At 45.8% G+C, this 21,840-nt stretch carries 17 protein-coding genes and 1 tRNA gene; all 18 read right to left on the bottom strand.

What is annotated here, in order from left to right; all coding sequences use genetic code 11:
* Positions 1 to 219: 219 nt before the first annotated feature.
* The 18 genes from CIK96_RS03790 to CIK96_RS03705 all read right to left on the bottom strand — a co-directional run bounded on the left by CIK96_RS03790 (position 220) and on the right by CIK96_RS03705 (position 21,323).
* A tRNA-Lys gene (locus tag CIK96_RS03790) sits at positions 220 to 292 on the bottom strand.
* A 153-nt stretch (positions 293 to 445) separates the two neighbouring features.
* A complete protein-coding gene (locus tag CIK96_RS03785; protein ID WP_094439723.1) occupies positions 446 to 1,222 on the bottom strand; it encodes a hypothetical protein in 777 nt (258 codons plus the stop codon).
* A gap of 446 nt (positions 1,223 to 1,668) precedes the next feature.
* Positions 1,669 to 1,749: an ATP-binding protein gene (locus CIK96_RS13625; RefSeq protein ID WP_301638560.1), complete on the bottom strand. Its 81-nt coding sequence runs from the start codon at positions 1,747 to 1,749 to the stop codon at positions 1,669 to 1,671.
* A 138-nt stretch (positions 1,750 to 1,887) separates the two neighbouring features.
* On the bottom strand, positions 1,888 to 2,331 hold the full coding sequence (locus tag CIK96_RS03775) for an RpiB/LacA/LacB family sugar-phosphate isomerase (RefSeq protein WP_094390335.1): 444 nt from the start codon (positions 2,329 to 2,331) through the stop codon (positions 1,888 to 1,890).
* Between the two features lie 22 nt (positions 2,332 to 2,353).
* The gene (locus CIK96_RS03770; protein WP_094435102.1) at positions 2,354 to 4,366 is read right to left on the bottom strand and encodes a transketolase; all 2,013 of its coding nucleotides are present in this window, start codon (positions 4,364 to 4,366) and stop codon (positions 2,354 to 2,356) included.
* A 131-nt stretch (positions 4,367 to 4,497) separates the two neighbouring features.
* Positions 4,498 to 6,087: an alpha-N-arabinofuranosidase gene (locus tag CIK96_RS03765; protein ID WP_094439721.1), complete on the bottom strand. Its 1,590-nt coding sequence runs from the start codon at positions 6,085 to 6,087 to the stop codon at positions 4,498 to 4,500.
* Positions 6,088 to 6,119: 32 nt separating this feature from the next.
* The gene (locus CIK96_RS03760; protein ID WP_094435104.1) at positions 6,120 to 7,718 is read right to left on the bottom strand and encodes a xylulokinase; all 1,599 of its coding nucleotides are present in this window, start codon (positions 7,716 to 7,718) and stop codon (positions 6,120 to 6,122) included.
* Between the two features lie 56 nt (positions 7,719 to 7,774).
* Complete coding sequence (locus CIK96_RS03755) at positions 7,775 to 8,476, bottom strand: L-ribulose-5-phosphate 4-epimerase (protein WP_094439719.1); 702 nt, start codon at positions 8,474 to 8,476, stop codon at positions 7,775 to 7,777.
* Between the two features lie 55 nt (positions 8,477 to 8,531).
* Positions 8,532 to 9,209, bottom strand: coding sequence for an NUDIX domain-containing protein (locus CIK96_RS03750; RefSeq protein WP_094390340.1), 678 nt, complete (start codon positions 9,207 to 9,209; stop codon positions 8,532 to 8,534).
* Positions 9,210 to 9,213: 4 nt separating this feature from the next.
* Positions 9,214 to 11,175, bottom strand: coding sequence for a sodium/sugar symporter (locus CIK96_RS03745; protein ID WP_094439717.1), 1,962 nt, complete (start codon positions 11,173 to 11,175; stop codon positions 9,214 to 9,216).
* 33 nt (positions 11,176 to 11,208) lie between these two features.
* Positions 11,209 to 12,387, bottom strand: coding sequence for an aldose epimerase family protein (locus CIK96_RS03740; protein WP_094439715.1), 1,179 nt, complete (start codon positions 12,385 to 12,387; stop codon positions 11,209 to 11,211).
* 259 nt (positions 12,388 to 12,646) lie between these two features.
* A complete protein-coding gene (gene galK / locus CIK96_RS03735; protein ID WP_094435110.1) occupies positions 12,647 to 13,810 on the bottom strand; it encodes a galactokinase in 1,164 nt (387 codons plus the stop codon).
* Positions 13,811 to 13,874: 64 nt separating this feature from the next.
* Positions 13,875 to 15,143, bottom strand: a complete 1,269-nt coding sequence (locus tag CIK96_RS03730; protein ID WP_094439713.1) for an MFS transporter — start codon at positions 15,141 to 15,143, stop codon at positions 13,875 to 13,877.
* A gap of 176 nt (positions 15,144 to 15,319) precedes the next feature.
* Positions 15,320 to 16,411, bottom strand: a complete 1,092-nt coding sequence (locus CIK96_RS03725) for an aldose epimerase family protein (RefSeq protein ID WP_094390345.1) — start codon at positions 16,409 to 16,411, stop codon at positions 15,320 to 15,322.
* 105 nt (positions 16,412 to 16,516) lie between these two features.
* Positions 16,517 to 17,824 carry a folylpolyglutamate synthase/dihydrofolate synthase family protein gene (locus tag CIK96_RS03720; RefSeq protein WP_094435114.1) on the bottom strand — a complete coding sequence of 436 codons (1,308 nt, stop codon included), beginning with the start codon at positions 17,822 to 17,824 and terminating at the stop codon, positions 16,517 to 16,519.
* 35 nt (positions 17,825 to 17,859) lie between these two features.
* Positions 17,860 to 19,020 (bottom strand): molecular chaperone DnaJ, encoded by a 1,161-nt coding sequence (gene dnaJ, locus CIK96_RS03715; protein WP_173815108.1) that lies wholly within the window; start codon positions 19,018 to 19,020, stop codon positions 17,860 to 17,862.
* 38 nt (positions 19,021 to 19,058) lie between these two features.
* Complete coding sequence (locus tag CIK96_RS03710; RefSeq protein ID WP_094439711.1) at positions 19,059 to 19,655, bottom strand: nucleotide exchange factor GrpE; 597 nt, start codon at positions 19,653 to 19,655, stop codon at positions 19,059 to 19,061.
* 54 nt (positions 19,656 to 19,709) lie between these two features.
* Positions 19,710 to 21,323, bottom strand: a complete 1,614-nt coding sequence (locus CIK96_RS03705; protein ID WP_094439709.1) for an ABC-F family ATP-binding cassette domain-containing protein — start codon at positions 21,321 to 21,323, stop codon at positions 19,710 to 19,712.
* Positions 21,324 to 21,840: the final 517 nt, after the last annotated feature.

The following is a 21,840-nucleotide window of genomic DNA, read 5'->3' as shown; positions in this document are numbered from 1 at the left end:
TGGTCAAGCACTTCCTTGGGCAGCACCATACGTGCCAACATTAGCAAACCTTTGTCTTCCATGATGCAAAGGTAAGCATTTCATATGAATCATACTCATTTACCCCTATGAAAAATCTATTGAGCCGGTTTATCGGGTGAGCCGTAATCCGTGTGGGCCATTAATCGGGTAGGTGAGATACAAAAAAAAAGAGAGAAAAATAATATTTTTCTCTCTTTGTACGCCTGCAGGGGTTCGAACCCTGGACACCCTGATTAAGAGTCAGGTGCTCTACCAACTGAGCTACAAGCGCGTTGTTTTCTTGTTTGCGGTTGCAAAGGTACGACGTTTTTTTTTTTTTACCAAACTTTTTTGAGTTTTTTTTTGAAAAAACATAAAAAAAGCCTCAAATTCATCATTTGAAGCCCTTTTCCACCATTTTATTTGGTGTTCTATTCGTTTCTTTTTAATCTTCTCCGCCGAAATCGGAAATACTTTCCGCCTCTTCGTCGGGATCACTTTCAATCTCAAAAGTGGTACGATAATTATCTTCGTTCATCACGTCATCGTTAAACGAATCGTCATCCTCGTCAGGACTGTTGTAATTGTCTTCAGGGATTTCGTCCTCGTCGTGAGTTTCAAATTTCATTCTTGGTTTAACAGTCTCTGGTTTAAGTTTTGCGAAGATCGCCTCAACCCATGTACCTTTTTCTACTTCAAGAACCTCAAAGCCATCAGCGACCTTCTTTTCATACATACCACCTTTCTTATGGAGTCTGTCTTTGGGCAAGGTAGTGGTAGAGATTTCAAAACCGCTTTCTATGATGTCTTGGATAGACTGTGACAGTGAGTCCCATCCACCTCCGAAATTACGTTCCAGCACCTCCATAAGTTTGGAAGCAGTAATGTGGCGGATATTTTCGTAGGTCAGGTCAGTAACGCGCATAATAGGGCGTTTACGGATGGCAATAATCATTTTTGCATTCTCATCGATAGAGAATGCTCCAACCTTATATCCTTGTTTCTCGTAGGCAGCGCGAATAGCAGGAGAGTCTTTCTTTATTTCTTCTACATTGAATGCAGAGCGTATGATGTCTGTGTAGCGACGGATATTTTCCTTGAAGTCGGGGTCTTTACTGCCGCCGTCCAAAATGCGGAAGATGTCGTTTTCCTGCACGTCCCATACCGAACTCTTAGTAAGTGCTTTCAGATTTAATGCTTTTTTCGTTGAAGAATCTTTCATATCTTTCTTTTTTCGTTTTTCTTAATTCGCTTGCAAAGATACGATATAGACTTTTAATATCCAAATTTTGAAGCAGCGAAAGCAAAGAGAACACACATTTTCTTTATGTACCTCTCATGTACCCTCCCTTTTTAACATCCCACAGATACCGCGGACTTTTATTTCTGATTTATGATCTGTGATTCTAGTTAAAGATTATTCTAAAGATTCTAGCGTAAGATTTACGTCATAGGTTGTTTTTGTCTCATTCGGCAAAGAATAATTTTTGGTTTATTCTCTGCTCTCACTGCTCCATTGTAATAAGCAAATTTAAACCCACCAATTTTTCGTAAAGTTAACCCACCAGTTTGTTTTTTATTATTTTTACTGTTTTTATCGAAAATTGTCTATCTGTTCTCCATTCTATAACAGCTTCCCTTTAAGTTTATCACTTCACATTTATACAGTCAACGATCCAACAATGCAGATGCTATTACTTCATCATCAAGTGTCTGTGCCCATTCTGTTGGAGATTTGTTTGTCGTTATGATTACAGAAGTTTAATGGTTTATTCTGTGTAAGGTGCAACCTTTTCGGAGGGAATACAAAAAATCCCGACCGCACCTATGATGGTGGGTCGGGAATCTATGTGGGAGACGGGGAGGGGGATACCTCCCGTTACCGGTTTAGCGAGTTACGGGAATCTTGTCAACACGCTTCTGATGGCGACCGCCTTCAAAAGTGGTTTTGAAGAATTCGTCCATAATCTTCTCCGCCATCTTGTTGTCGATGAAACGACCTGGCATGACCAGGACGTTGGCATCGTTGTGCTGACGGATGAGGTGGGAAATCTCAGGAATCCAAGCCAGTCCGGCACGAACACCCTGATGCTTGTTGAGGGTCATGGCAATACCTTCGCCTGAACCGCAGATGCCTATACCTGGATATACCTCGCCACTCTCGATGCCTTCTGCCAAAGCATGACCGAAGTCGGGATAATCGACGGAGGCGTCACTCCATGTGCCGTAGTCCTTATAGGCATAACCATGCTCTTCAAGATACTGAAGCACATACTTCTTGAGAGCGAATCCTGCGTGGTCGCATGCCACGCCAACTGTCTTTACTTCCATATTAATTGTGTTTTGAGATTGTTTATGCCAACAGGGCCTTCACCTGCTTATAGACGTTTTCGCCAGTATAACCGAGTTTCTCGTCGAGCACCTTGTAGGGAGCAGAGAATCCGAAGCTGTTGAGCCCCCATACAGTACCGTCGGCTCCTACGAGACCTTCGAGGGTGACGGGAAGCCCTGCGGTCATACCAAACTTCTTCTTGCCTGCGGGGAGAACGCTCTCCTGATACTCCTTAGGCTGGCTGCGGAACAGACCTTCTGAAGGTACGCTGACTACGCGAACCTTCACGCCGTCTTTGCGCAACAGGTCAGCACCTGCCTCAAGGGTAGATACCTCAGAACCAGAAGCGAGCAGGATGACATCGTAGTCTTCGTCGCTACCTGCTACTACATAAGCACCCTTGGTGGCCTGGCTGTAGTCGTTGCCTGCGGGCAGCATGTCGATATTCTGACGTGAGAAGATTAGGGCGGTAGGAGTATCGGTATTCTCCATCGCCATGCGCCAGCATACGGTGGTCTCTTCTGCATCGGCAGGACGTACAACGAGTACGGAGTTCTTGCCGTGGTGGTTCTTGAGTTTCTCCATCAGGCGAATCTGTGCCTCTTGCTCTACGGGCTCATGGGTAGGTCCGTCTTCACCTACACGGAAGGCATCGTGGGTCCAGATGAATTTCACGGGGAGTTCCATGAGGGCTGCCATACGTACGGCAGGTTTCATATAGTCGGAGAATACAAAGAATGTGCCGCATGCAGGGATTACACCTCCGTGGAGAGCCATACCGATGCAGCAGCATGCCATGGTGAGCTCTGCAACACCAGCCTGGAAGAAGGCACCGCTGAAATCGCCACGTACGATGTCGTGGGTCTTCTTGAGGAATCCATCGGTCTTATCTGAGTTTGAAAGGTCGGCAGAGGCGCAGATCATGTTGGGCACCTGTTCTGCTAATACACCGAGTACGGTAGCGCTTGCACCACGTGTAGCTGCACCTGCCTTCTGCTGTACGAGACTCCAGTCAATCTTGGGAGCTTTACCGCTGAACCACTCTTCCAGGAGTTGAGCCTTTTCAGGATTCTCCTTTGCCCATGCAGCTTTCTGTGCGTAACGCTCTGCCACAATTTTCTTAAGTTCTTCTGCGCGTTTAGCGTACATCTCTTTCACTTCTGGGAAGATCTGGAATGGATTCTCAGGATCAGCACCAAGGTTCTTCATCGTGTTGACGTAAGCATCGCCGCCGAGTGGAGCGCCGTGGGTAGCACAGTTGCATTCGTAGCTGCTGTTGTCAGCCTTGCGAGCGCCCTTACCCATGACACAATGGCCGATGATCAGGCTTGGACGATCGGTTTCCTTCTGAGCATTCTTGATGGCTTCGCGAATCTGGTCAACGTCGTTACCATTGATCTTCTGTACGTACCATCCCCATGCTTCGTATTTCTTGGCGGTATCCTCATTGGTCACCACTTCTGTCTTGGTGGAGAGTTGGATATCGTTGGCATCATAGAACATGATGAGGTTGTCGAGTCCTAATGTTCCGGCAATACGTCCTGCGCCCTGTGAGATTTCCTCCTGTACACCACCGTCAGAGATGTAGGCATAGATGGTCTGTCCCATCACGTCGCCCATGCGTGCCTTGAGGAACTTGGCAGCAATGGCAGCACCTACGGCAAAGCAATGGCCTTGTCCGAGAGGTCCAGAGGTATTCTCGATACCACGGGCGATTTCGCGCTCAGGGTGACCAGGAGTTACGGAACCCCATTGACGGAGGTTTTTAAGGTCTTCAAGGGTGAACTTGCCGATGAGGGCGAGCTGTGAGTAAAGCATAGGAGCCATGTGACCTGGGTCGAGGAAGAAACGGTCGCGTCCTTCCCACTCAGGATGCTCTGGATCATATACGAGGAATTCGCTATAGAGGGTGTTGATGAAATCGGCACCACCCATAGCTCCTCCGGGGTGTCCAGACTTGGCTTTCTCTACCATTGAAGCTGCGAGAATACGAATATTATCTGCAGCCTTGTTCATGATTTTGTTGTCGTTCATAATCAATGTTTTATTTTGATAACGTTAGTTTTGTTGTAATATCACATGCAAATATACAGAAAAAATCCGAAAAGATTACTTTGTGTATTGCTTTTTTTGTGAATTTCCTAAATAAAGTCCTTTAATGTCGCTTATTTCAAGGTCATTACTACCAAACTCTTAGCAGGAATCTTCACCGAGAGCACGTTTTTCTTGAGTTTGGCTTGCTTGAAATCGGCAACTTTTACGCGGTCGGGGTGATCGAAATCGTTGAAGTCTGCTACGTTTTTAGCGGTAAGAATCTGTCCGTTGACGCTCTTGGCATTTGTACCTTCGAGGTCGATGTCGATCGCCTGTTCTTTGTCAAGGCTGACATTGGTAAGGGCAATGACAATCTGACCATCCTTGGTCTTGGCTGCAGAATAGGACAGCAAGGGCAGGTTGCGATAGCCATTAGCCTTCTGAGCATCCATAGGGGTGAAATACTCGTGGCGCACCTTCATGGTGTCGCAGGCTATTGTCATGGGTAGATAGGTGGCATCCTGGAAAGGAGCGTACATCTTGAAAACATAGTAGGTTGGGGTGAGTACCATGTGGCCTGTGCCTTCTTGGTCGGTAAGAATCATGGATTGCAGTACGTTGACAACCTGTGCGATATTCGCCATCTTCACACGGTCGGTATGACGATGGAAAACGTCGAGGGAGAGAGAAGCCACAAAAGCGTCGCGCAGGGCATTCTGCTGATAGAGGTGACCGGCGATGGTACCAGGTTCTTCGTCCCACCAGGTGCCCCATTCGTCAACCACAAGATCTACTCTATGGTTGGGGTCTTTCTCATCCATGATAGCTTTGTGCTTCTTGATGACCTCTTCTATCTCCAGACATTTGCCGAGTGCCCAGTAGTACTGGTCGTTGTCGAACTTGATAGCAGAACCCTTCGAACCATTCCAACCTGCCGCGGTATAGTAGTGGAGCGATACGCCGTTCATGCGTTCGCCGATGCGATCCATCAATACGCTGGTCCATTTGTAGTCGCTGTCGGAAGCACCACTTCCGATGCGGTAGAGGTGGTTGCCTGGTTGGTCGCGCAGGTAGGTATTGAATTTACGGAATTCGTCTGAGTAGTATTCTGGTGTCATGTTGCCACCACAGCCCCATGCCTCGTTGCCGATACCGAAATACTTCACGTGCCAAGCCTTGTCGCGACCGTTCTGGCGACGCAGACGTGCCATCGGAGTATCTTCGTTGCTGGTCATATACTCCACCCATTGTGCCATCTCCTTGACTGTTCCGCTTCCAACGTTACCGCTGACGTAGGGTTCGCAACCCAGCATTTCACAGAGGTTCAGAAATTCGTGTGTGCCAAAAGAGTTGTCTTCAATCGTTCCGCCCCAAGTGTTGTTGCGCAGCGAAGGACGCTTGTCGCGAGGACCGATACCGTCCATCCAATGGTAGTCGTCGGCAAAGCATCCACCAGGCCAACGGAGTACAGGAACGTTCAAGTCTTTGAGTGCTTCAAACACGTCTTTTCGGTAGCCGTTGATATTGGGGATGGGAGAGTTCTCGCCCACCCAGAGACCACCATAGATGCAAGATCCGAGATGTTCGGCAAACTGTCCGTAGATCTCACGGTTGATGGTGTTCTTACCTTGGTCGGTTTTGAGTGTTGCCTTGATGCTTTCTGCAGAAACCTGAGAAGCGCATAGGGCAAAGGCTGCTGATAGGAAATAATTGTAATGCATAATTAGTATTGTATTTTAAATTTGTATTGGATTTATTTTTTGTTTGCTGTGGCAGCCTGTTCTATGGCGAGACCGCTCTTGTAGTTTTCAATATAGGCATTGAATCCTGCCACGTCATGAGCGTCAGGAGCAATCTCTGTACCTGTATTGCCGTTGAATACCTTGTGCTCGAGATAGTCGGCAAGGGTCTGTTGCTTGTCGTTGTTGACCAGGTAGTCTGCCAAAAGGGCAATACCCCATGCTCCGCCTTCACCTGCAGTCTTCATGACAGAGATGGGAGAATTGATGGCTGCTGCCAATACGCGTTGCCCAACACCTTCGGTCTTGAAAAGTCCACCGTGTCCGGTGATACGATCTACCTTCACGTGTTCGTCGTTGAAAAGGATGTCGTTACCGATTTTCAATACTGCAACAGAGGCATAGAGGTTGGCACGCATGAAATTGGCTAATGAGAAATGGTCGTTGGCAGAGCGCACAAAGAGGGGGCGACCTTCAGCCAGTCCGGTTACCGGTTCGCCTGAGAAATAGTTGTAGGCTACAAGTCCGCCACAGTCAGCATCGCCTGTCATAGCGTGGTTATAGAGTTTACCGAATACCTCATTCATATCAACAGGTACGCCGAGCAACTGCTGGTACTCCTTGAAAATATTGACCCATGCGTTGAGGTCGCTGGTGCAGTTGTTGCAATGAACCATGGCGACGAGAGAACCATCAGGAGTGGTCACCATGTCGATCATCTCGTAGGGTTTGGAGAGTTCTTTCTCCAATACAATCATAGAGAACGACGAGGTGCCTGCACTTACGTTTCCTGTGCGTTGCTTGACAGCATTGGTGGCTACCATGCCTGTGCCAGCATCGCCCTCAGGAGGACATAAGGGGCATCCGGCCTTCAGATGACCCGATACATCGAGCAGACTGGCACCTTTCTCCGTCAGGCAACCAGCCTTTTCTCCTGCATTCAGCGTGGTGGGGAGGATGTCAAGTAATTGCCAGGGATAGTGCTTAGAGGCAACGAGGGTGTTGAACTTGTCAACCATGGTTGCGTCGTAGGTCTTGGTGTTGGGATCAACGGGAATCATACCTGAAGCGTCGCCGATGCCGAGTACAAATTCGCCAGTCAGCTGCCAATGAACATATCCTGCCAAAGTGGTCAGATATTTGATGTCTTTCACATGTGCCTCTCCATCGAGAATACATTGGTAAAGGTGGCTGATGCTCCAGCGCAAGGGAATGTTGTATTGAAACAGTTTTGAAAGTTCGGCAGCAGCCTTCTGCGTATTGGTATTGCGCCAAGTACGGAAGGGCACGAGTATCTGCTCGTCTTGGTTGAATGCCATATAGCCGTGCATCATGGCGCTAAAGCCAAGGCTTGCCAGCGTTTCCAATTCGACATCATATTCCTTGCGTACATTGGCACGGAGGTCTGCATAGCAGTCTTGAAGACCTTTCCAAATGGCGTCGATGCTGTAGGTCCACAGACCGTCAACGAGCTGGTTCTCCCATTCGTGAGCACCTTGTGCTATGGGGTGGTGGTTCTCATCGATGAGAACAGCCTTGATGCGGGTAGAACCAAACTCGATGCCGAGTACAGCCTTACCGCTTTCTATTGTTTGTTTTGCATTATTTGTCATTTTTCTACTATTTTGTTAATGAAGGATGGAATCCATGAATTGTTGAAGTATGAAATCTATTGTTTCTTCTTCTGGCCATAGTAGGCATTGGGACCATGCTTGCGTGAGAAATGCTTTTCAACGAGCAGGGGATTCATCGTGGTGTCGGGATTGACCGACAGAGAGATGAATGCCATTTTTGCCACTTGTTCCATCACTACGGCGTTATAGACTGCCTGGTCGGCATCTTTACCCCAAGAGAAAGGGCCATGGTTCTTGACCAAGACACCAGGGGTGTGGACGGGATTGATATTACCAGAAGAGATGCGGTTGACGATGACAACACCAGTATGGTATTCGTATTCTGCCATCTGGTCGGCTGTCATATCGGCAGTACACGGAATATCATCGTGGAAATAGTCGGCATGGGTAGTACCGATATTGGGAATGTCGCGTCCTGCCTGTGCCCAAGCGGTGGCATAGGTAGAGTGGGTATGGACTACACCTCCGATTTCAGGGAAGGCACGGTAGAGTACCAAATGGGTAGGAGTGTCGGATGAGGGGTTGAGGTCACCTTCCACTACTTTGCCGCTGTGGAGATCTACAACAACCATATCGGATACCTTCATGGTGTCATAGCTGACTCCAGAGGGCTTGATGACTACCAATCCCTTTTCGCGGTCGATGGCAGAAACGTTGCCCCACGTGAAAATCACGAGATTGTGTTTCACAAGGTCGAGATTGGCTTGGAATACTTTTTCTTTCAGTTCTTCTAACATGATGTTTAGATTTATAAATTAGACAAGGATAACTGTGCCGTGTGGCACAGCAATCCTATAGTTTGAAATTAGGATCTTCGTTGTACGCTTTCTTGTTGAAACGGTAGAGATAGGCGCCACGACGTGAACTGGTCTTATCTATCAGTTCTGTCTTCTCGATGAAGTCCATTTCCTTCACGCGCTTACGGAAATTGCGCTTGTCGAGTTCCTCGCCGTTGACAGCTTCATACAGATGTTGAAGTTGGGTAAGGGTGAAGAGACTCGGTAACAGCGTGAAGCCAATTGGTGCGGTGCGAATCTTTTCTTTCATGATGCGACGTGCCTTCTCCACCATTATTTTATGGTCAGAATAGAGTGGGGGAATATTGTCTATGCTCACCCATTCCACGCCATGCTGTTCGCGCAGTTCGTCGTCGTATTGTTTGACGTTGATCAGGGCGTAGTAGGCAATAGAGACCACACGTTCACCCGGGTCACGGTCAACACTACCGAAAGCGCCTACTTGACGCATATATACATTGCGCATACCGGTAAGTTCGTAGAGCACGCGGTCGGCAGCTTCGTCGATGCCCTCATCGAGGTGGATGAAGCCTCCGTAGAGACTCCATTCACCACGCCCAGGATCCATCTGACGTTTGCCGATCAGGATCTTGAGTTCGTTCTGGTCGAATCCGAAGATGATGCAATCGACCGATACGAGGACTTTTGTTTTATCTTGATAGAAACTTGTCATAATATTACCAAAGTAAGGCGTAAAGCAACAAGGTAATGACACAGATTCCTACGGCACCGTATGTGTAGTTTCGGTCGGTAGAGAAGATAGAGAGATTGATAGGAAGGGCTTTCTCGTCCTTGACCTTATCACGTGAGTTGCTGTAGAGCCATACGGCATTGCAGCCTACGAGTACGCCGAAGAAGATGAACGCCTGCAAACCGATGTCGTTCAGATAGTCGATGAAATTTGTTTCTGGAGACTTCACATCGTGAGTGGCGCCGAGAATTACTACTATTGCAGCCACGATAATCATGGCAAGACCAGCTACTGCCAGGATGCGTGCCCATGTCATCATCTGCTTCTGATCTGCGGCAGAAGGAGTTTCTGCACTTACATATTTCTTATCGAGATATGATACAAGGATGAAGAAGGTGACAAGGATGATGAAAATGTAGGAAGCACGGAACTGGAAGGCTACATCGGGGAAGCAAACCTTGAAGAGTACACCCATGGGGATGGTTAGGATGGCCGTCCATACTGCTGCAGTAGAAGAGGCACGCTTCCACAGCAGACCAAGACCAAAGACGGTGATGATACCTGGATAGATGAAACCTGAATATTCCTGAATGTACTGGAATGCCTGGTCAAGTCCGCCCAGCAACGGTTTAACGGTAACAAGGGCTATAACCAATGACACAACGGCTACGATACGGCCGGTATTTACCAACTGCTTGTCACTCGCACCCTTGTTGATGTACTTCTTGTATATGTCCATCGTGAAAAGGGTTGAGGTGGAGTTGAACATAGAAGCCAAAGAAGAGATGATGGCGGCTACAAGAGCGGCAAAACTCAAGCCCTTGATACCTGTAGGTGTGAAGTTGCGGATGAGCCAAGGATAGGCATCATCGGCAACGTTGATATTGCCTGCCAATTCCATGTTCTTGAAGAATTCGGGATTCTCCATAATATAATAGGCGCAAATGCCAGGAAGTACTACGATGAAAGGAATGAGAATCTTAAGGAAACCGGCGAAGATAAGACCCTTCTTGGCTTCGTTGATACTCTTGGCGGCAAGTCCTTTCTGAATGATATATTGGTTGAAACCCCAATAACCGAGATTGGTAAGCCAAACTCCACCTACTACAGCGGCAATACCAGGAACATTGGCAAAGGCATCAGCATTATGGCTTTGCTGGATGACTAAGTGGAAATGAACATCCTGTGCATGGGCGCCTGTCGTCATGTCGTTATAAACCTGTCCAAGGGCGCCTAATGCGTCGGTTCCCATTACTATACCCATTTCCTGTAATGCGATGTAAGCGGTAATAATACCGCCACCTACGAGGAAGGTGACCTGCATCACATCGGTCCAAGCCACAGAGGCAAGTCCGCCATAGATAGAATAGGTTCCTGCCACAATGAACAATCCGAGGATGATCAACATACGGATAGAAACCTCCATGCCGAAGATGCTGACGCCAAGACCTTGAAGACCGAGAATCTGTTCGATGGCCAAAGCGCCCAGCCATGCTACAGAAGTCAGGTTGACGAAGACATAAAGGAAAAGCCACAGAATAGAGAAGGCAAGGCCTACGCCATCATTATAGCGTTCACGGAGAAATTGTGGAATAGTGAAAATCTTACGCTCAAGCATGACGGGAAGCAAGAACTTTCCAATGACTACCAATGCGGCAGCTGCCATTACTTCATAGGCGGCAATAGCGATACCGTCACGGAATCCTGTTCCTGACATTCCGATAAACTGTTCGGCAGAAATGTTAGCAGCTATCAATGATGCACCTACAGCCCACCATGTTAGTGTGTTGCCAGCAAGGAAGTAGTCGTTGGCACTTTTTTCTTTTCCGTCTTTGTTGCGACTTAAAAATAATCCTAAACCAACCAACAAGATTAGGTAGAATGCGAGAATTACAAAGTCGATGGTCTTGAAACCAGACATTGCAATTGCTCCTGAAATACTATTCATAATAATTATAGGTATATTAGTGAATAAAACATATTATTTGATTGAGAAACGGTAGGCAGCATGACTGTAGTATTTCTCACCGGGTTTAAGTGTGGGCTGAGGCCAGTCTTTCTTATTAGGACTGTCGGGATACTTCTGACTCTCCAAGCAGATGCTTACATGCTTGGGATAGGTAAGACCATGTTTCCGGGCTATCTTCGCATCAGCACCAACCCCCTGGAAGTTTCCAGAATATACCTGAACACCTGGTTCGTTGGTGAACATCTCCATAAAGATGCCACTCTTGGGACTATAGAGTGAAGCACATACCTGTGTATCATCGCCCTTTCCGTCTTTATAAGTGTTCAGACAATAGTTGTGGTCGTAGCCTGTGGCATTCTTGATCTGTTGATAGTCAGAATGGATACTGTCACCTACAGCATGAGGAGTGCGGAAATCCATTGCAGTACCAGCTACAGGAAGAATCTCACCCGTTGTCATGTTGGTAGCGTCAGAGGGAGTGAAATTATCAGCATTAACATAGAGTATTTGGTCATAACAAGGTTTGGTGAAATCACCACTAAGATTGTAGTAGTTGTGGTTGGTCATGTTGATGATCGTTTCCTTGTCGGTAGTGGCTTCCCAAACGATGTCAAGGGTGTTGTCGGCAGTTACCTTATAAGTGGTAGTGGCGGTAACAGTACCGGGGAATCCATTTTCTCCGTTTGGAGCTACGATGGTGAGTTTGAGGATAGAGTCACAAACCTGTTCGGCATCATAGACTTTATGCATCCATCCGGTATTTCCACCTCCGTGAAGGCAATGGAGGGCATTGTTCTGACGCAACTGGTAGGTTGTACCTGAAAGGGTGAACTTACCTTTGTTGATGCGGTTAGCATAACGACCTACACTTGATCCGTAATCAGAAGGTGTTTTGATCGTATCAGCATACTGAGCGATATTATCGAATCCAAGGACAACATCGGTGGGTTTACCGTCTTTGTCGGGCACCACAAGGCTTACCACGCGACCACCATAGTTGGTGATGCAGGCTTCCATGCCATTATTGTTTTTAAGTACATACAGTTTGACGGGCTTTTCTTGAAGGATGGTGTCAAACTTAGCTGTGTCAAGTCCGGAAACTGTTAATGTGGCATTTTGTTTAGAGGCACATGATGCTGAAAGAATGGCAATGGTGCCAAGGCCAATAAGCATTGAATTGATTTTTCTCATTGCGAAGAGTTTTTAGTTGTTAGTTATGTTTTCTAATTCTGCGTGCTAAGTTACGACTATTTTCTGAATTGACAAAGATATTACGGAGAAAAGTGTTGTGCTTACACTATTTTTTATAGTTTCTTGTTACATAGCATAAAAAAACGGAAATGAAATTGATATTCATTTCCGTTTTATAGAGAAATAAAACGCGCTATTCTATACGTGTATTAAAGGGTTGTTTTTCAGACCGGAATACACTTTAAATAGCTGGTTCTGATTAGCAAATCTTACGTGAACCATCGCCGATGACAACATCATAGACTTTTGGTTCGTGGCCGTATTTGGCATTAAACTTCTCTTTTGCTGTGGCGATAAACTGGTTGTAGAGGTCGTTGCGGACAAGGTTGATGGTGCAACCTCCGAAACCGCCACCCATGATACGTGAACCGGTAACTCCACATTCCTTGGCAAGATCATTGAGAAAATCGAGTTCTTCACAAGAAACCTCATAGTCTCTTGACAGACCTTCGTGAGTCTTGTACATCAACTCGCCAACTTTTTCATAGTCGCCTTCGTTCAGAGCATCGCAAACGGCAAGTACACGGTCTTTTTCGCCCAACACGAATTTAGCACGCTTGTAGTCTTCTTCGCCCACTTCGGCTTTGACTTCTTCAAGTTGTTCCCATGTGCAGTCGCGAAGTGTTTCAAACTTTCCTTCTGGATGTTTGGCAGCAATATGGCGAACAACATTTTCACAAGAATTGCGGCGGTCGTTGTAAGGAGATCCTGCCAACTGGTGTTTTACAACAGAATCGAGCAATACCAAACGGTAGCCATCCGGTTTGAATGGGAAATATTCAAATTCGCGAGAACGGCAGTCGAGACGCATCAGACAACCTGCTTTTCCGAATACAGAAGCAAACTGGTCCATGATACCGCATTTCACACCACAGTAGTTGTGTTCTGTAGCTTGACCTGCCAATACCATATCCCACTGGCTTACCTTGTTATCACCGAAGATGTCGTTGAGACCACAGGCAAAGCAACTCTCCATGGCAGCAGAAGATGACATACCTGCACCCAAGGGAACATCGCCTGAGAATGCGATATTGAATCCTTTAACAGGTACTCCGAGCTTTTTCATTTCCAATGCGATACCGTAAATATAACGTGCCCAGCTAGCTTTAGGTCCATTGGGATCAGAGAGTTTGAAATCTACGCGGTCTTTCAAGTCAATGGCATAAGCCATAACGGTATCTTCTGTTCCGTTTGCACGCATTTCTGCAACAACACCTTTATCTACGGCTCCTGGAAAAACAAATCCTCCATTATAGTCGGTGTGTTCACCGATGAGATTGATACGTCCGGGTGATGCATAAACATTACCTTCCTTGCCATCAAAATGCTTGGCAAAACGTGTTCTTACTGATTCGATGTTCATAGTCTTGTTGTTTAAAGGTTTGAAGTATCTTTTTATAATGTGGAACGTGACAAATCATGTTGTCTTAATCCACTTTGATGTCTTTGTTTACGTTCTTGCATCCCCAGATCGCATAGTAGAGGATGTATGCCAACATGGCAACAATCAGCCAATAAGAATTGAGGTAGCTGATTCCAAGCTGTTGAACGAGTACGAGATCCTGGAAGAAAGGCATCATACCTCCACCGAATACCATGACCATGAACAGGCCTGATGCTTTAGCGGTATATTTGCCAAGTCCTTCTGTTGAAAGGTTGAAGATACCTCCCCACATGACAGATGTGCAGAGACCGCAGAGGAAAATGAACACACAAGACAAAGGAACTGTAGCGTTCTCAATCTTGATGATGTTGAGATCGATATTGAGTGTTGTAGTCACATCACCTGTGAAGATGGCAGCGACAATAAGTGCAATACCTACTGTTGAAACGGTAATCATCTGTGCACGGGTAGAAACCTTACCTGAGATAACTGTTGAGATAAGGCGGCCACAGAGCATCAGGAACCAGTAGATACCAGCCAATGATCCTGCAACGGCTGCTGCACCTTCAAATCCTCCTTCACGGCTAATCCATTGGTTCATCATACCAGGAGTGGCAATCTCGATTCCTACATAGAAGAAAATGGCGATGATGCCGAGGAGACAATGGCGGAAAGCGAGAGGTGATTTTTCGTATGTTACATTCTTCAAGTCACCTTGAGGCTCGTTAATCTGGATGGCAGAAATGATGAAGAAGGCTGCCAAGAATACTACGATACCTGTAATGATAAGTGGTGCAACATCGGGGAAAGAATCCTTTGTCAAAGTTCCTACGAGGAAACCAGTGAGGATAGGAGTTGCTGTTGCAGAAAGAGAATTGAGGGTACCCCCTGCCTGTACGAGCTGATTTCCGGTGTTACCGCCGCCACCGAGTAGGTTAAGCATGGGGTTTACTACGGTGTTGAGCATACATACGCAGAATCCGCAGATAAGAGCACCGAGTAGGTAAACAAAGATATTGTTGACTACGCCAGAGAGCAGCTGAACACCCAGACCTATTGCACCAATAATAAGTGCGATAAGTGCGGTCTTTTTGTATCCGTACTTGATGAGCATGTTTCCGGCAGGAATACCCATGATGAGGTAGGCAGTAAAGTTCATGAGGTTGCCGGCCATACCTGCCCAGTTGTATGACATACCCCAAATGTTTCCGAAGGGAGCTGCCATGTTTGTTACAAAGCTAATCATGGCAAAGATGAAGAACATTGTGATGATAGCTACGAGGTTCTTCTGGTTTTTGTTTGTTTGTGACATTGGTTTTATAGGATTTTAATGTTGTTAGTAATTACGAAAAATGTGTTTTCGATTATAGAACAATAAGAATTGTGTATTATAATTCTATGTTTTGATTTTTCCTGTTATACAAAGATAGCTATTATACACAAAATGGGTGGCTGATAGCTATCAGCCACTCTTTTTGTTGTTTTATATTATTTTTCTGCTCCAAACTTATAGATGGTTTTCTGCTTGTACTGTTCACCTGGTCGGAGTACTACAGAAGGGAAGTAAGGACGATTTGGAGTATCGGGGAAGTGTTGTGCTTCAAGACAAACAGCACTACGCCAAGGATAAGTTGAACCGTGAGTTCCAGAGATTCCTGATTCGAAATTACCTGTATAGAGTTGGAGTCCTGGTTCTGTGGTATAAACCTCCATGGTACGACCGCTATTAGGCTCTTTTAGTTTAGCGGCAAAACTGAGTTCTCCTTCTTCCTTTTTATTAAGAACGTAGTTGTGGTCGTATCCAGATCCATTTTTCAGTTGCTCGTTGTCGGCGTTGATATCCTGACCGATTGGCTTTGGTGTGCGGAAATCGAATGGAGTTCCTTCGACCTTAAGAATTTCGCCAGTAGGGATTGATACCTTATCAATAGGAAGATAGAAATCTGCGTTGAGCTGTAATTCTACGTTGTCAACGGCAGGTGTGGGGTTAGCAATACCTGCCAATGAGAAAAATGCGTGGTGAGTCAGGTTGATGATGGTCTTCTTGTTGGTTGTGGCAAGATATTCAATAACCAGTTCATTGTTGTCTGTGAAAGTATATTCCACGTTGATGCGACATTCACCTGAGAATCCTTCTTCTCCATACGATGAGATGTATGATAAAGCCAAGGCGCGAGGTCCCATTTGCTTGGCATCCCAGATGCGAGAGTGGAAACCTGTAGGACCGCCGTGCAGATGGTTAGGACCATCGTTGAGAGCAAGCTGGTATTCTTTACCGTTGAGGGTGTAGGAACCTTTGCAAATACGGTTTCCGTAGCGTCCGATAAGGGTTGAGAGGAAAGGCTCTGGGCTATTGATAACATCTTGGATGTTGTCATGTCCCTGAATGACGTTTGCTACTTTTCCGTCTTTATCTGGAACCATGATGGCCACAATTGCTCCACCGAAATTGGTTACTGCTACTTCGTATCCTTTGCGGTTGCGTAGGATATATAAATCTGTTTTTTTCCCGTTTACTGTGGTTTGAAAATCTTTGCGATTCAAACCACACAAATTAACGTTTTCCGTTGTGTTCGCCATAATCAGTTGTTTTTAGTTACTAAATTATATTGCAAAGTAACCAAAAAAAAGTGAGTTTAACAAATTTAATGGCGAAAAATTGAGCAAAAGGAATGTTAAAAACAACTAAATGCCATCTTTGAGCAATTCTCCGACGATATAGTTGCTGCCTCCAACAAATATAACATCGTTGTTTCCTGCAGCTTTCTCTGCTTCGTGATATGCCTCACTTACAGATAAATACGTCTTTCCTTTCAGTTGATACTTCTGTGCCAATGCGAAAATAATCTGCTCGTTGAGTGCTCGTTTTGTTTTGGCTTTAGTAAAATAGTAGATTGCCTCTTTTGGAAGCATCTGAAGTATTGCATCTACATCTTTGTCGTTGACCATTCCAAATATAATATGTAATTGGTGGCAATGGGCAATCACATGGTTTAGCTGTTGGCTGATGAAGTGCCAACCGCCAGGATTATGTCCTGTGTCGCAAATTACATGTGGTGACGAACTTATTGTTTGCCATCTTCCTGCCAATCCTGTGAGCTTCTTGACGTTGTCGAATGCTTTGAGCACATTTCCGCTTGTTGCGTCTTTGTCAATGATCAGATAGCCTTTGTCTTCAAGAATCTGAAGGGCGTGTAATGTGGTATTGATATTCTTTGGTTGGTAGATTCCTCCGAGATCGCAAAATACGTTTCCGTATTTCGCTGTTTCGCATTTGATGTCGCCTTGGTCAGTTATTTCTGCACTTTTGATGAAATTGTCGTCTTCGGCAAAGATGATGGGTGCTTCCATTTCCCGTGCCTTTTCTTCGAAGACAGGTCGTGTCTCGTTTTGGTTTTCTCCGATGATGACCGTTGTGGCATGTTTGATGATGCCTGCTTTCTCTCGTGCTATTTCTGCGATGGTGTTTCCTAAGAATTCTGTATGATCCAGACTGATATTGGTGATGATGGATAGGATAGGGTGGATGATGTTGGTACAATCGAGTCGTCCCCCAAGCCCTACTTCAATAATTGCAATATCAACATTTTGTTCTGCAAAATACTTGAAAGCCATTGCCGTCGTCACTTCAAAGAATGACGGCGACAATGGTTCCCAAAAATTTCTTTCGTCTTCAACGAAATTCATCACATAGTCCTCTGGAATCATCTCGCCGTTGACACGAATTCTTTCTCTGAAATCGACGAGATGTGGAGAGGTGTATAGTCCTACTCTGTATCCGCAGCTTTGTAGTGCTGCAGAGAGCATATTAGAAACGGAACCTTTGCCGTTGGTACCTGCCACATGGATGGTGAGATACTTTTGGTGTGGATGACCGAAATGTTCGTCCAGCGCCAGTGTGTTTTCTAATCCTTCTTTGTAGCCACTCTTTCCTTGAGTTTCGAAAGCTGTGGTTCTGCTGAATAGGTATTCGCAAGTTTCCTGATAGGTCATGGACTATACTTTTTTTATGTGTTTTTGAAACAGAATCAGTTGAAATAATTCTTGAAGCGTTGGAAGATAGATCGCTTGGTTGAAGCGTCACCTTTGAAGTTGTCGCTACTTTTGAAGCTTTCTATTGCTTTCTTTTCATCGCTGCTGAGTGTCTTTGGCACATAAACGCTGATGTTGACAACGAGGTCTCCTGTGCCACGTCCATAGCCCTGTACGGAAGGAAGGCCTTTACCGCGCAGACGGAGAGTCTTGCCAGGTTGTGTGCCTGGTTCGATTTTTACTCTCAGGCGTGTTCCGTAGATTGTCGGAATCTCCACCTCACCTCCAAGTGATGCTGTTGGGAAATCGAGCAATAGGTTGTATATGAGGTCGTTATCGTCTCGTATGAAGGTGTCGTGTTCGATTTCTTCCACATATACTTGAATGTTTCCGTTAGCTCCTTTGTTGTGTCCGGCATTACCCTTGCCAGGAACGTTGACGATCATGCCCTGTGCGACTCCTGCAGGGATGTTGATTTCAACTACTTCTTCACCTTTCTCTACGCCAGTACCGCCGCAATATTTGCATTTGTTCTTGATGACACGGCCAGTTCCGCCGCATGTAGGACAAACACCTTGTGTCTGCATCATGCCGAAAAGACTTTGTGTGGTATGGGTGATTACTCCCGAACCATGACATGTGGGGCAGTTTTCTGTGCCGCTGCCGTCTTCTGATCCAGTTCCGTGGCAATGTGAGCAAGGCACGTCTTTGCGCACTTTGAACTTCTTGGTCACTCCTGTGGCGATTTCTTCCAAGGTGAGTTTGACTTTCAGGCGAAGGTCACTTCCTCGATGTTCTTTGGGTCCGGCACTTCTTCTGCTTCCGCCGAATCCTCCGAATCCTCCGCCACCTCCGAAGATGTCGCCGAACATAGAGAAGATATCGTCCATGTTCATACTTTGTCCGCCGAATCCTCCGAATCCTCCCGCACCTTGTGGTCCGTTGAATCCGAATTGGTCGTATTGCTGACGTTTTTGAGGGTCATGGAGCACATCATACGCTTCAGCCGCCTCCTTGAATTTCTCCTCGGCTTCTTTGTCGCCAGGGTTTCTGTCAGGGTGGTATTTGATGGCGATGGTGCGGTAGGCCTTCTTTATTTGGTCTTCTGTGGCATTTTTGTCAATGCCCAGAACTTCATAATAGTCTCTCTTTGCCATAATTGTGTTGTCTTAGTTTTTATTGATTCTATGAATCTTTATTGTCCAACTGCCACTTTGGCATGGCGAATGACTTTGTCGTTGAGTTTGTATCCTGTTTGGATGCAATCGATGACTTTTCCTTTTTTATCGTCGCCCATACCAGGTACCATGGCAACTGCTTCATGTTCGTCGGTATCGAAGTCTGCGTCTGTTGTGTCGATGGTCTTCACTCCGAGCGACTCCAATGCTTTGATACATTTATGATAGATGATTTCCATGCCTTCTCTGAGCACTTTAGGATCGTCCGTCTTGGTGCCATTCTCAATAGCTCGCTCCATATCGTCGATGATGGGCAGGATAGTGACAATTGCCTTCTCGCCTCCGTTGAGTATGAGTTCTGCTTTTTCCTTGATGGTGCGCTTGCGGAGGTTTTCAAATTCCGCAGCCTTTCTCAATACTTGGTCTTTGAGTTGTTCGATTTCCTCTTGCGCAGCAGCCAGCGGATCCTTTTCTTCTTCTTCAGGATTTTCGTTTTCTGCCTGCTGTGTGTTATCAGCAGATTCTTGCTGAGCGGATTCTTGCTGTGTGCATTCCTCCTCTTTATTCATTTCCTGTTCTTCGCAATTTATTTGCTCTTCTTTATTCTCTTTCATAATGTTTTTATTTGTTTTCTTAAGGAACATGCAAATTCTGTGCCATGTTTTCATTTACTCATACATAGACGCGCGTTGTTCCTTGATGGTCTCATCATAAATGTAGTCATCATAGGTTGTCAGTTTGTCAATTGTTCCTTTTGGTGTGAGTTCGATGATTCTGTCGGCAACGGTATTGATGAATTCGTGGTCGTGTGAAGAGAAGAGAATATTGCCCTTGAAGTTGACAAGGTTATTGTTGAATGCCTGAATAGACTCCAGATCGAGGTGGTTGGTTGGTGTGTCGAGGATGAGGCAGTTGGCATTTTTTAATTGCATACGTGCAATCATACAGCGCATTTTCTCACCTCCTGAGAGTACGTTGACATGCTTGAGCACATCTTCTTCTTTGAAGAGCATTCTTCCGAGGAACGACTTCATAGTCACTTCGTTACCTTTTCCCCATTGTGAGAGCCATTCCACGAGATTCATATCGGATTCGAAGAAAGAGGTGTTGTCCAACGGCAGATATGCTGTTGTAATGGTAACGCCCCATTTGTATGTTCCTGCATCGGCTTTTCTGTTGTCGTTGATGATTTCGAAGAGAGCAGTCATGGCTTTGGGGTTGTGTGACAGAAATACGGTCTTTTGTCCCTTTTCGATGGTGAAGTTAACATTGTCAAAGAGTACGGTTCCGTCTGTGTCAACAGCCTTGAGTCCTTCTACTTCGAGGATTTGTGTTCCAGGTTCGCGGTCCATAGTGAATATAATTCCTGGATATTTGCGGCTTGACGGACGAATTTCTTCCACGTTGAGTTTCTCCAACATCTTTTTTCGTGATGTTGTTTGCTTTGACTTTGCCACATTGGCAGAGAATCGGCGGATAAACTCCTCCAACTGCTTTCTTTTTTCTTCGTTTTTCATTTTCTGGTTCTGAGCCTGACGGAGTGCCAATTGACTTGATTCATACCAGAAAGAATAGTTTCCTGAGAAAAGGGTGATCTTTCCAAAGTCGATATCGACGGTCTGGGTGGAAACGGCATCGAGGAAGTGACGGTCGTGGCTGACTACCAATACGCATTGTTCAAGGTTTGAAAGATATTCTTCCAGCCATTGTACGGTATCGAGGTCGAGGTCGTTGGTCGGCTCGTCGAGCAGGAGGTTGTCGGGGTGTCCGAAAAGTGCTTTGGCCAGCATGACGCGCACCTTCTCGTTGTTTGATATTTCTTCCATCTGCTTGTAGTGCTGTGAGTCTGCCACACCAAGGTTTTGCAAGAGTTGTGCGGCTTCGCTTTCTGCTTCCCAGCCATTCATTTCGGCGAAAGCCATTTCCAGTTCTGCGGCACGGTTTCCATCCTCTTCTGTCATTTCGTCTTTCGCATAGAGTGCTTCACGCTCTTTCATGTTCTGCCAAAGTGGCTGGTGTCCCATGAGGACGGTATCCATTACCGAGAATGCATCATATTTGAAGTGGTCCTGCTCGAGCACAGACATACGCTCGCCAGGTCCTTGTTCGATAGTGCCCTTGTTGGGTTCAAGTTCTCCGCTGATAGCTCGAAGATATGTAGATTTTCCTGCACCATTGGCACCGATAATGCCGTAAATGTTCCCATTGGTAAATTTCATGTTGACGTCTTTGTAGAGCGTCTTCTTTCCAAACTGAATAGCCAAGTTTGTGACTGTAATCATTTCTTCTTTTCTCTTTATTTAAAATATATATTTCTTGCAAAGTTACTGCAAATCAATCGAATTACAAAGAAAAATCCTGCTTTTTTCGTCAATCCATGTGGTTCTTTGTTGAAAATCAGTGAAAACGGGCAAAGAAACGTGGAGAGAGTCGGAAAAATCTCAAATGGTTTGGAAATAATGAAGGAAGAATGGTGGAGCAAGAAGTGGAAGAAATGTAACTAAACTTTCGTGAAAATGAGTCGTGCTAATGAGAAATTATTACTGCTTTTTGGGCTCTGCTCTCGGCTTCGGGAAGCCTTGGTCTTTGACCTAGTCTTCTTTGCCTCGGCAAAGCTCAAAAGTGAACTTTCAGCTCTGCTCTCGGCTTCGGGAAGCCTTCGGGATGGGTTCGGGATGGGTTCGGGATTTGTGAATATGGAAGTTTGTGTTATAGTCCCAAGCAATTCCCAATTAAGTCCCAATTAAGTCCCATTATCTTTCCACAATCATGCGAACTTGATGGGAGAAGGATGGGAGA

The organism is Prevotella sp. P4-98 (genome assembly GCF_002251405.1).
Taxonomy (GTDB): domain Bacteria; phylum Bacteroidota; class Bacteroidia; order Bacteroidales; family Bacteroidaceae; genus Prevotella.
This window is presented reverse-complemented; position numbering and strand designations above follow the sequence as displayed.

Bases quoted from the DNA above. Each gene is read 5' to 3' on its own strand.
- CIK96_RS03785 (WP_094439723.1), bottom strand. From the start codon at position 1,222: ATGAAAGATTCTTCAACGAAAAAAGCATTAAATCTGAAAGCACTTACT.
- CIK96_RS03775 (WP_094390335.1), bottom strand. From the start codon at position 2,331: ATGGAAGTAAAGACAGTTGGCGTGGCATGCGACCACGCAGGATTCGCT.
- CIK96_RS03770 (WP_094435102.1), bottom strand. From the start codon at position 4,366: ATGAACGACAACAAAATCATGAACAAGGCTGCAGATAATATTCGTATT.
- CIK96_RS03765 (WP_094439721.1), bottom strand. From the start codon at position 6,087: ATGCATTACAATTATTTCCTATCAGCAGCCTTTGCCCTATGCGCTTCT.
- CIK96_RS03760 (WP_094435104.1), bottom strand. From the start codon at position 7,718: ATGACAAATAATGCAAAACAAACAATAGAAAGCGGTAAGGCTGTACTC.
- CIK96_RS03755 (WP_094439719.1), bottom strand. From the start codon at position 8,476: ATGTTAGAAGAACTGAAAGAAAAAGTATTCCAAGCCAATCTCGACCTT.
- CIK96_RS03750 (WP_094390340.1), bottom strand. From the start codon at position 9,209: ATGACAAGTTTCTATCAAGATAAAACAAAAGTCCTCGTATCGGTCGAT.
- CIK96_RS03745 (WP_094439717.1), bottom strand. From the start codon at position 11,175: ATGAATAGTATTTCAGGAGCAATTGCAATGTCTGGTTTCAAGACCATC.
- CIK96_RS03740 (WP_094439715.1), bottom strand. From the start codon at position 12,387: ATGAGAAAAATCAATTCAATGCTTATTGGCCTTGGCACCATTGCCATT.
- galK (WP_094435110.1), bottom strand. From the start codon at position 13,810: ATGAACATCGAATCAGTAAGAACACGTTTTGCCAAGCATTTTGATGGC.
- CIK96_RS03730 (WP_094439713.1), bottom strand. From the start codon at position 15,143: ATGTCACAAACAAACAAAAACCAGAAGAACCTCGTAGCTATCATCACA.
- CIK96_RS03725 (WP_094390345.1), bottom strand. From the start codon at position 16,411: ATGGCGAACACAACGGAAAACGTTAATTTGTGTGGTTTGAATCGCAAA.
- CIK96_RS03720 (WP_094435114.1), bottom strand. From the start codon at position 17,824: ATGACCTATCAGGAAACTTGCGAATACCTATTCAGCAGAACCACAGCT.
- dnaJ (WP_173815108.1), bottom strand. From the start codon at position 19,020: ATGGCAAAGAGAGACTATTATGAAGTTCTGGGCATTGACAAAAATGCC.
- CIK96_RS03710 (WP_094439711.1), bottom strand. From the start codon at position 19,655: ATGAAAGAGAATAAAGAAGAGCAAATAAATTGCGAAGAACAGGAAATG.
- CIK96_RS03705 (WP_094439709.1), bottom strand. From the start codon at position 21,323: ATGATTACAGTCACAAACTTGGCTATTCAGTTTGGAAAGAAGACGCTC.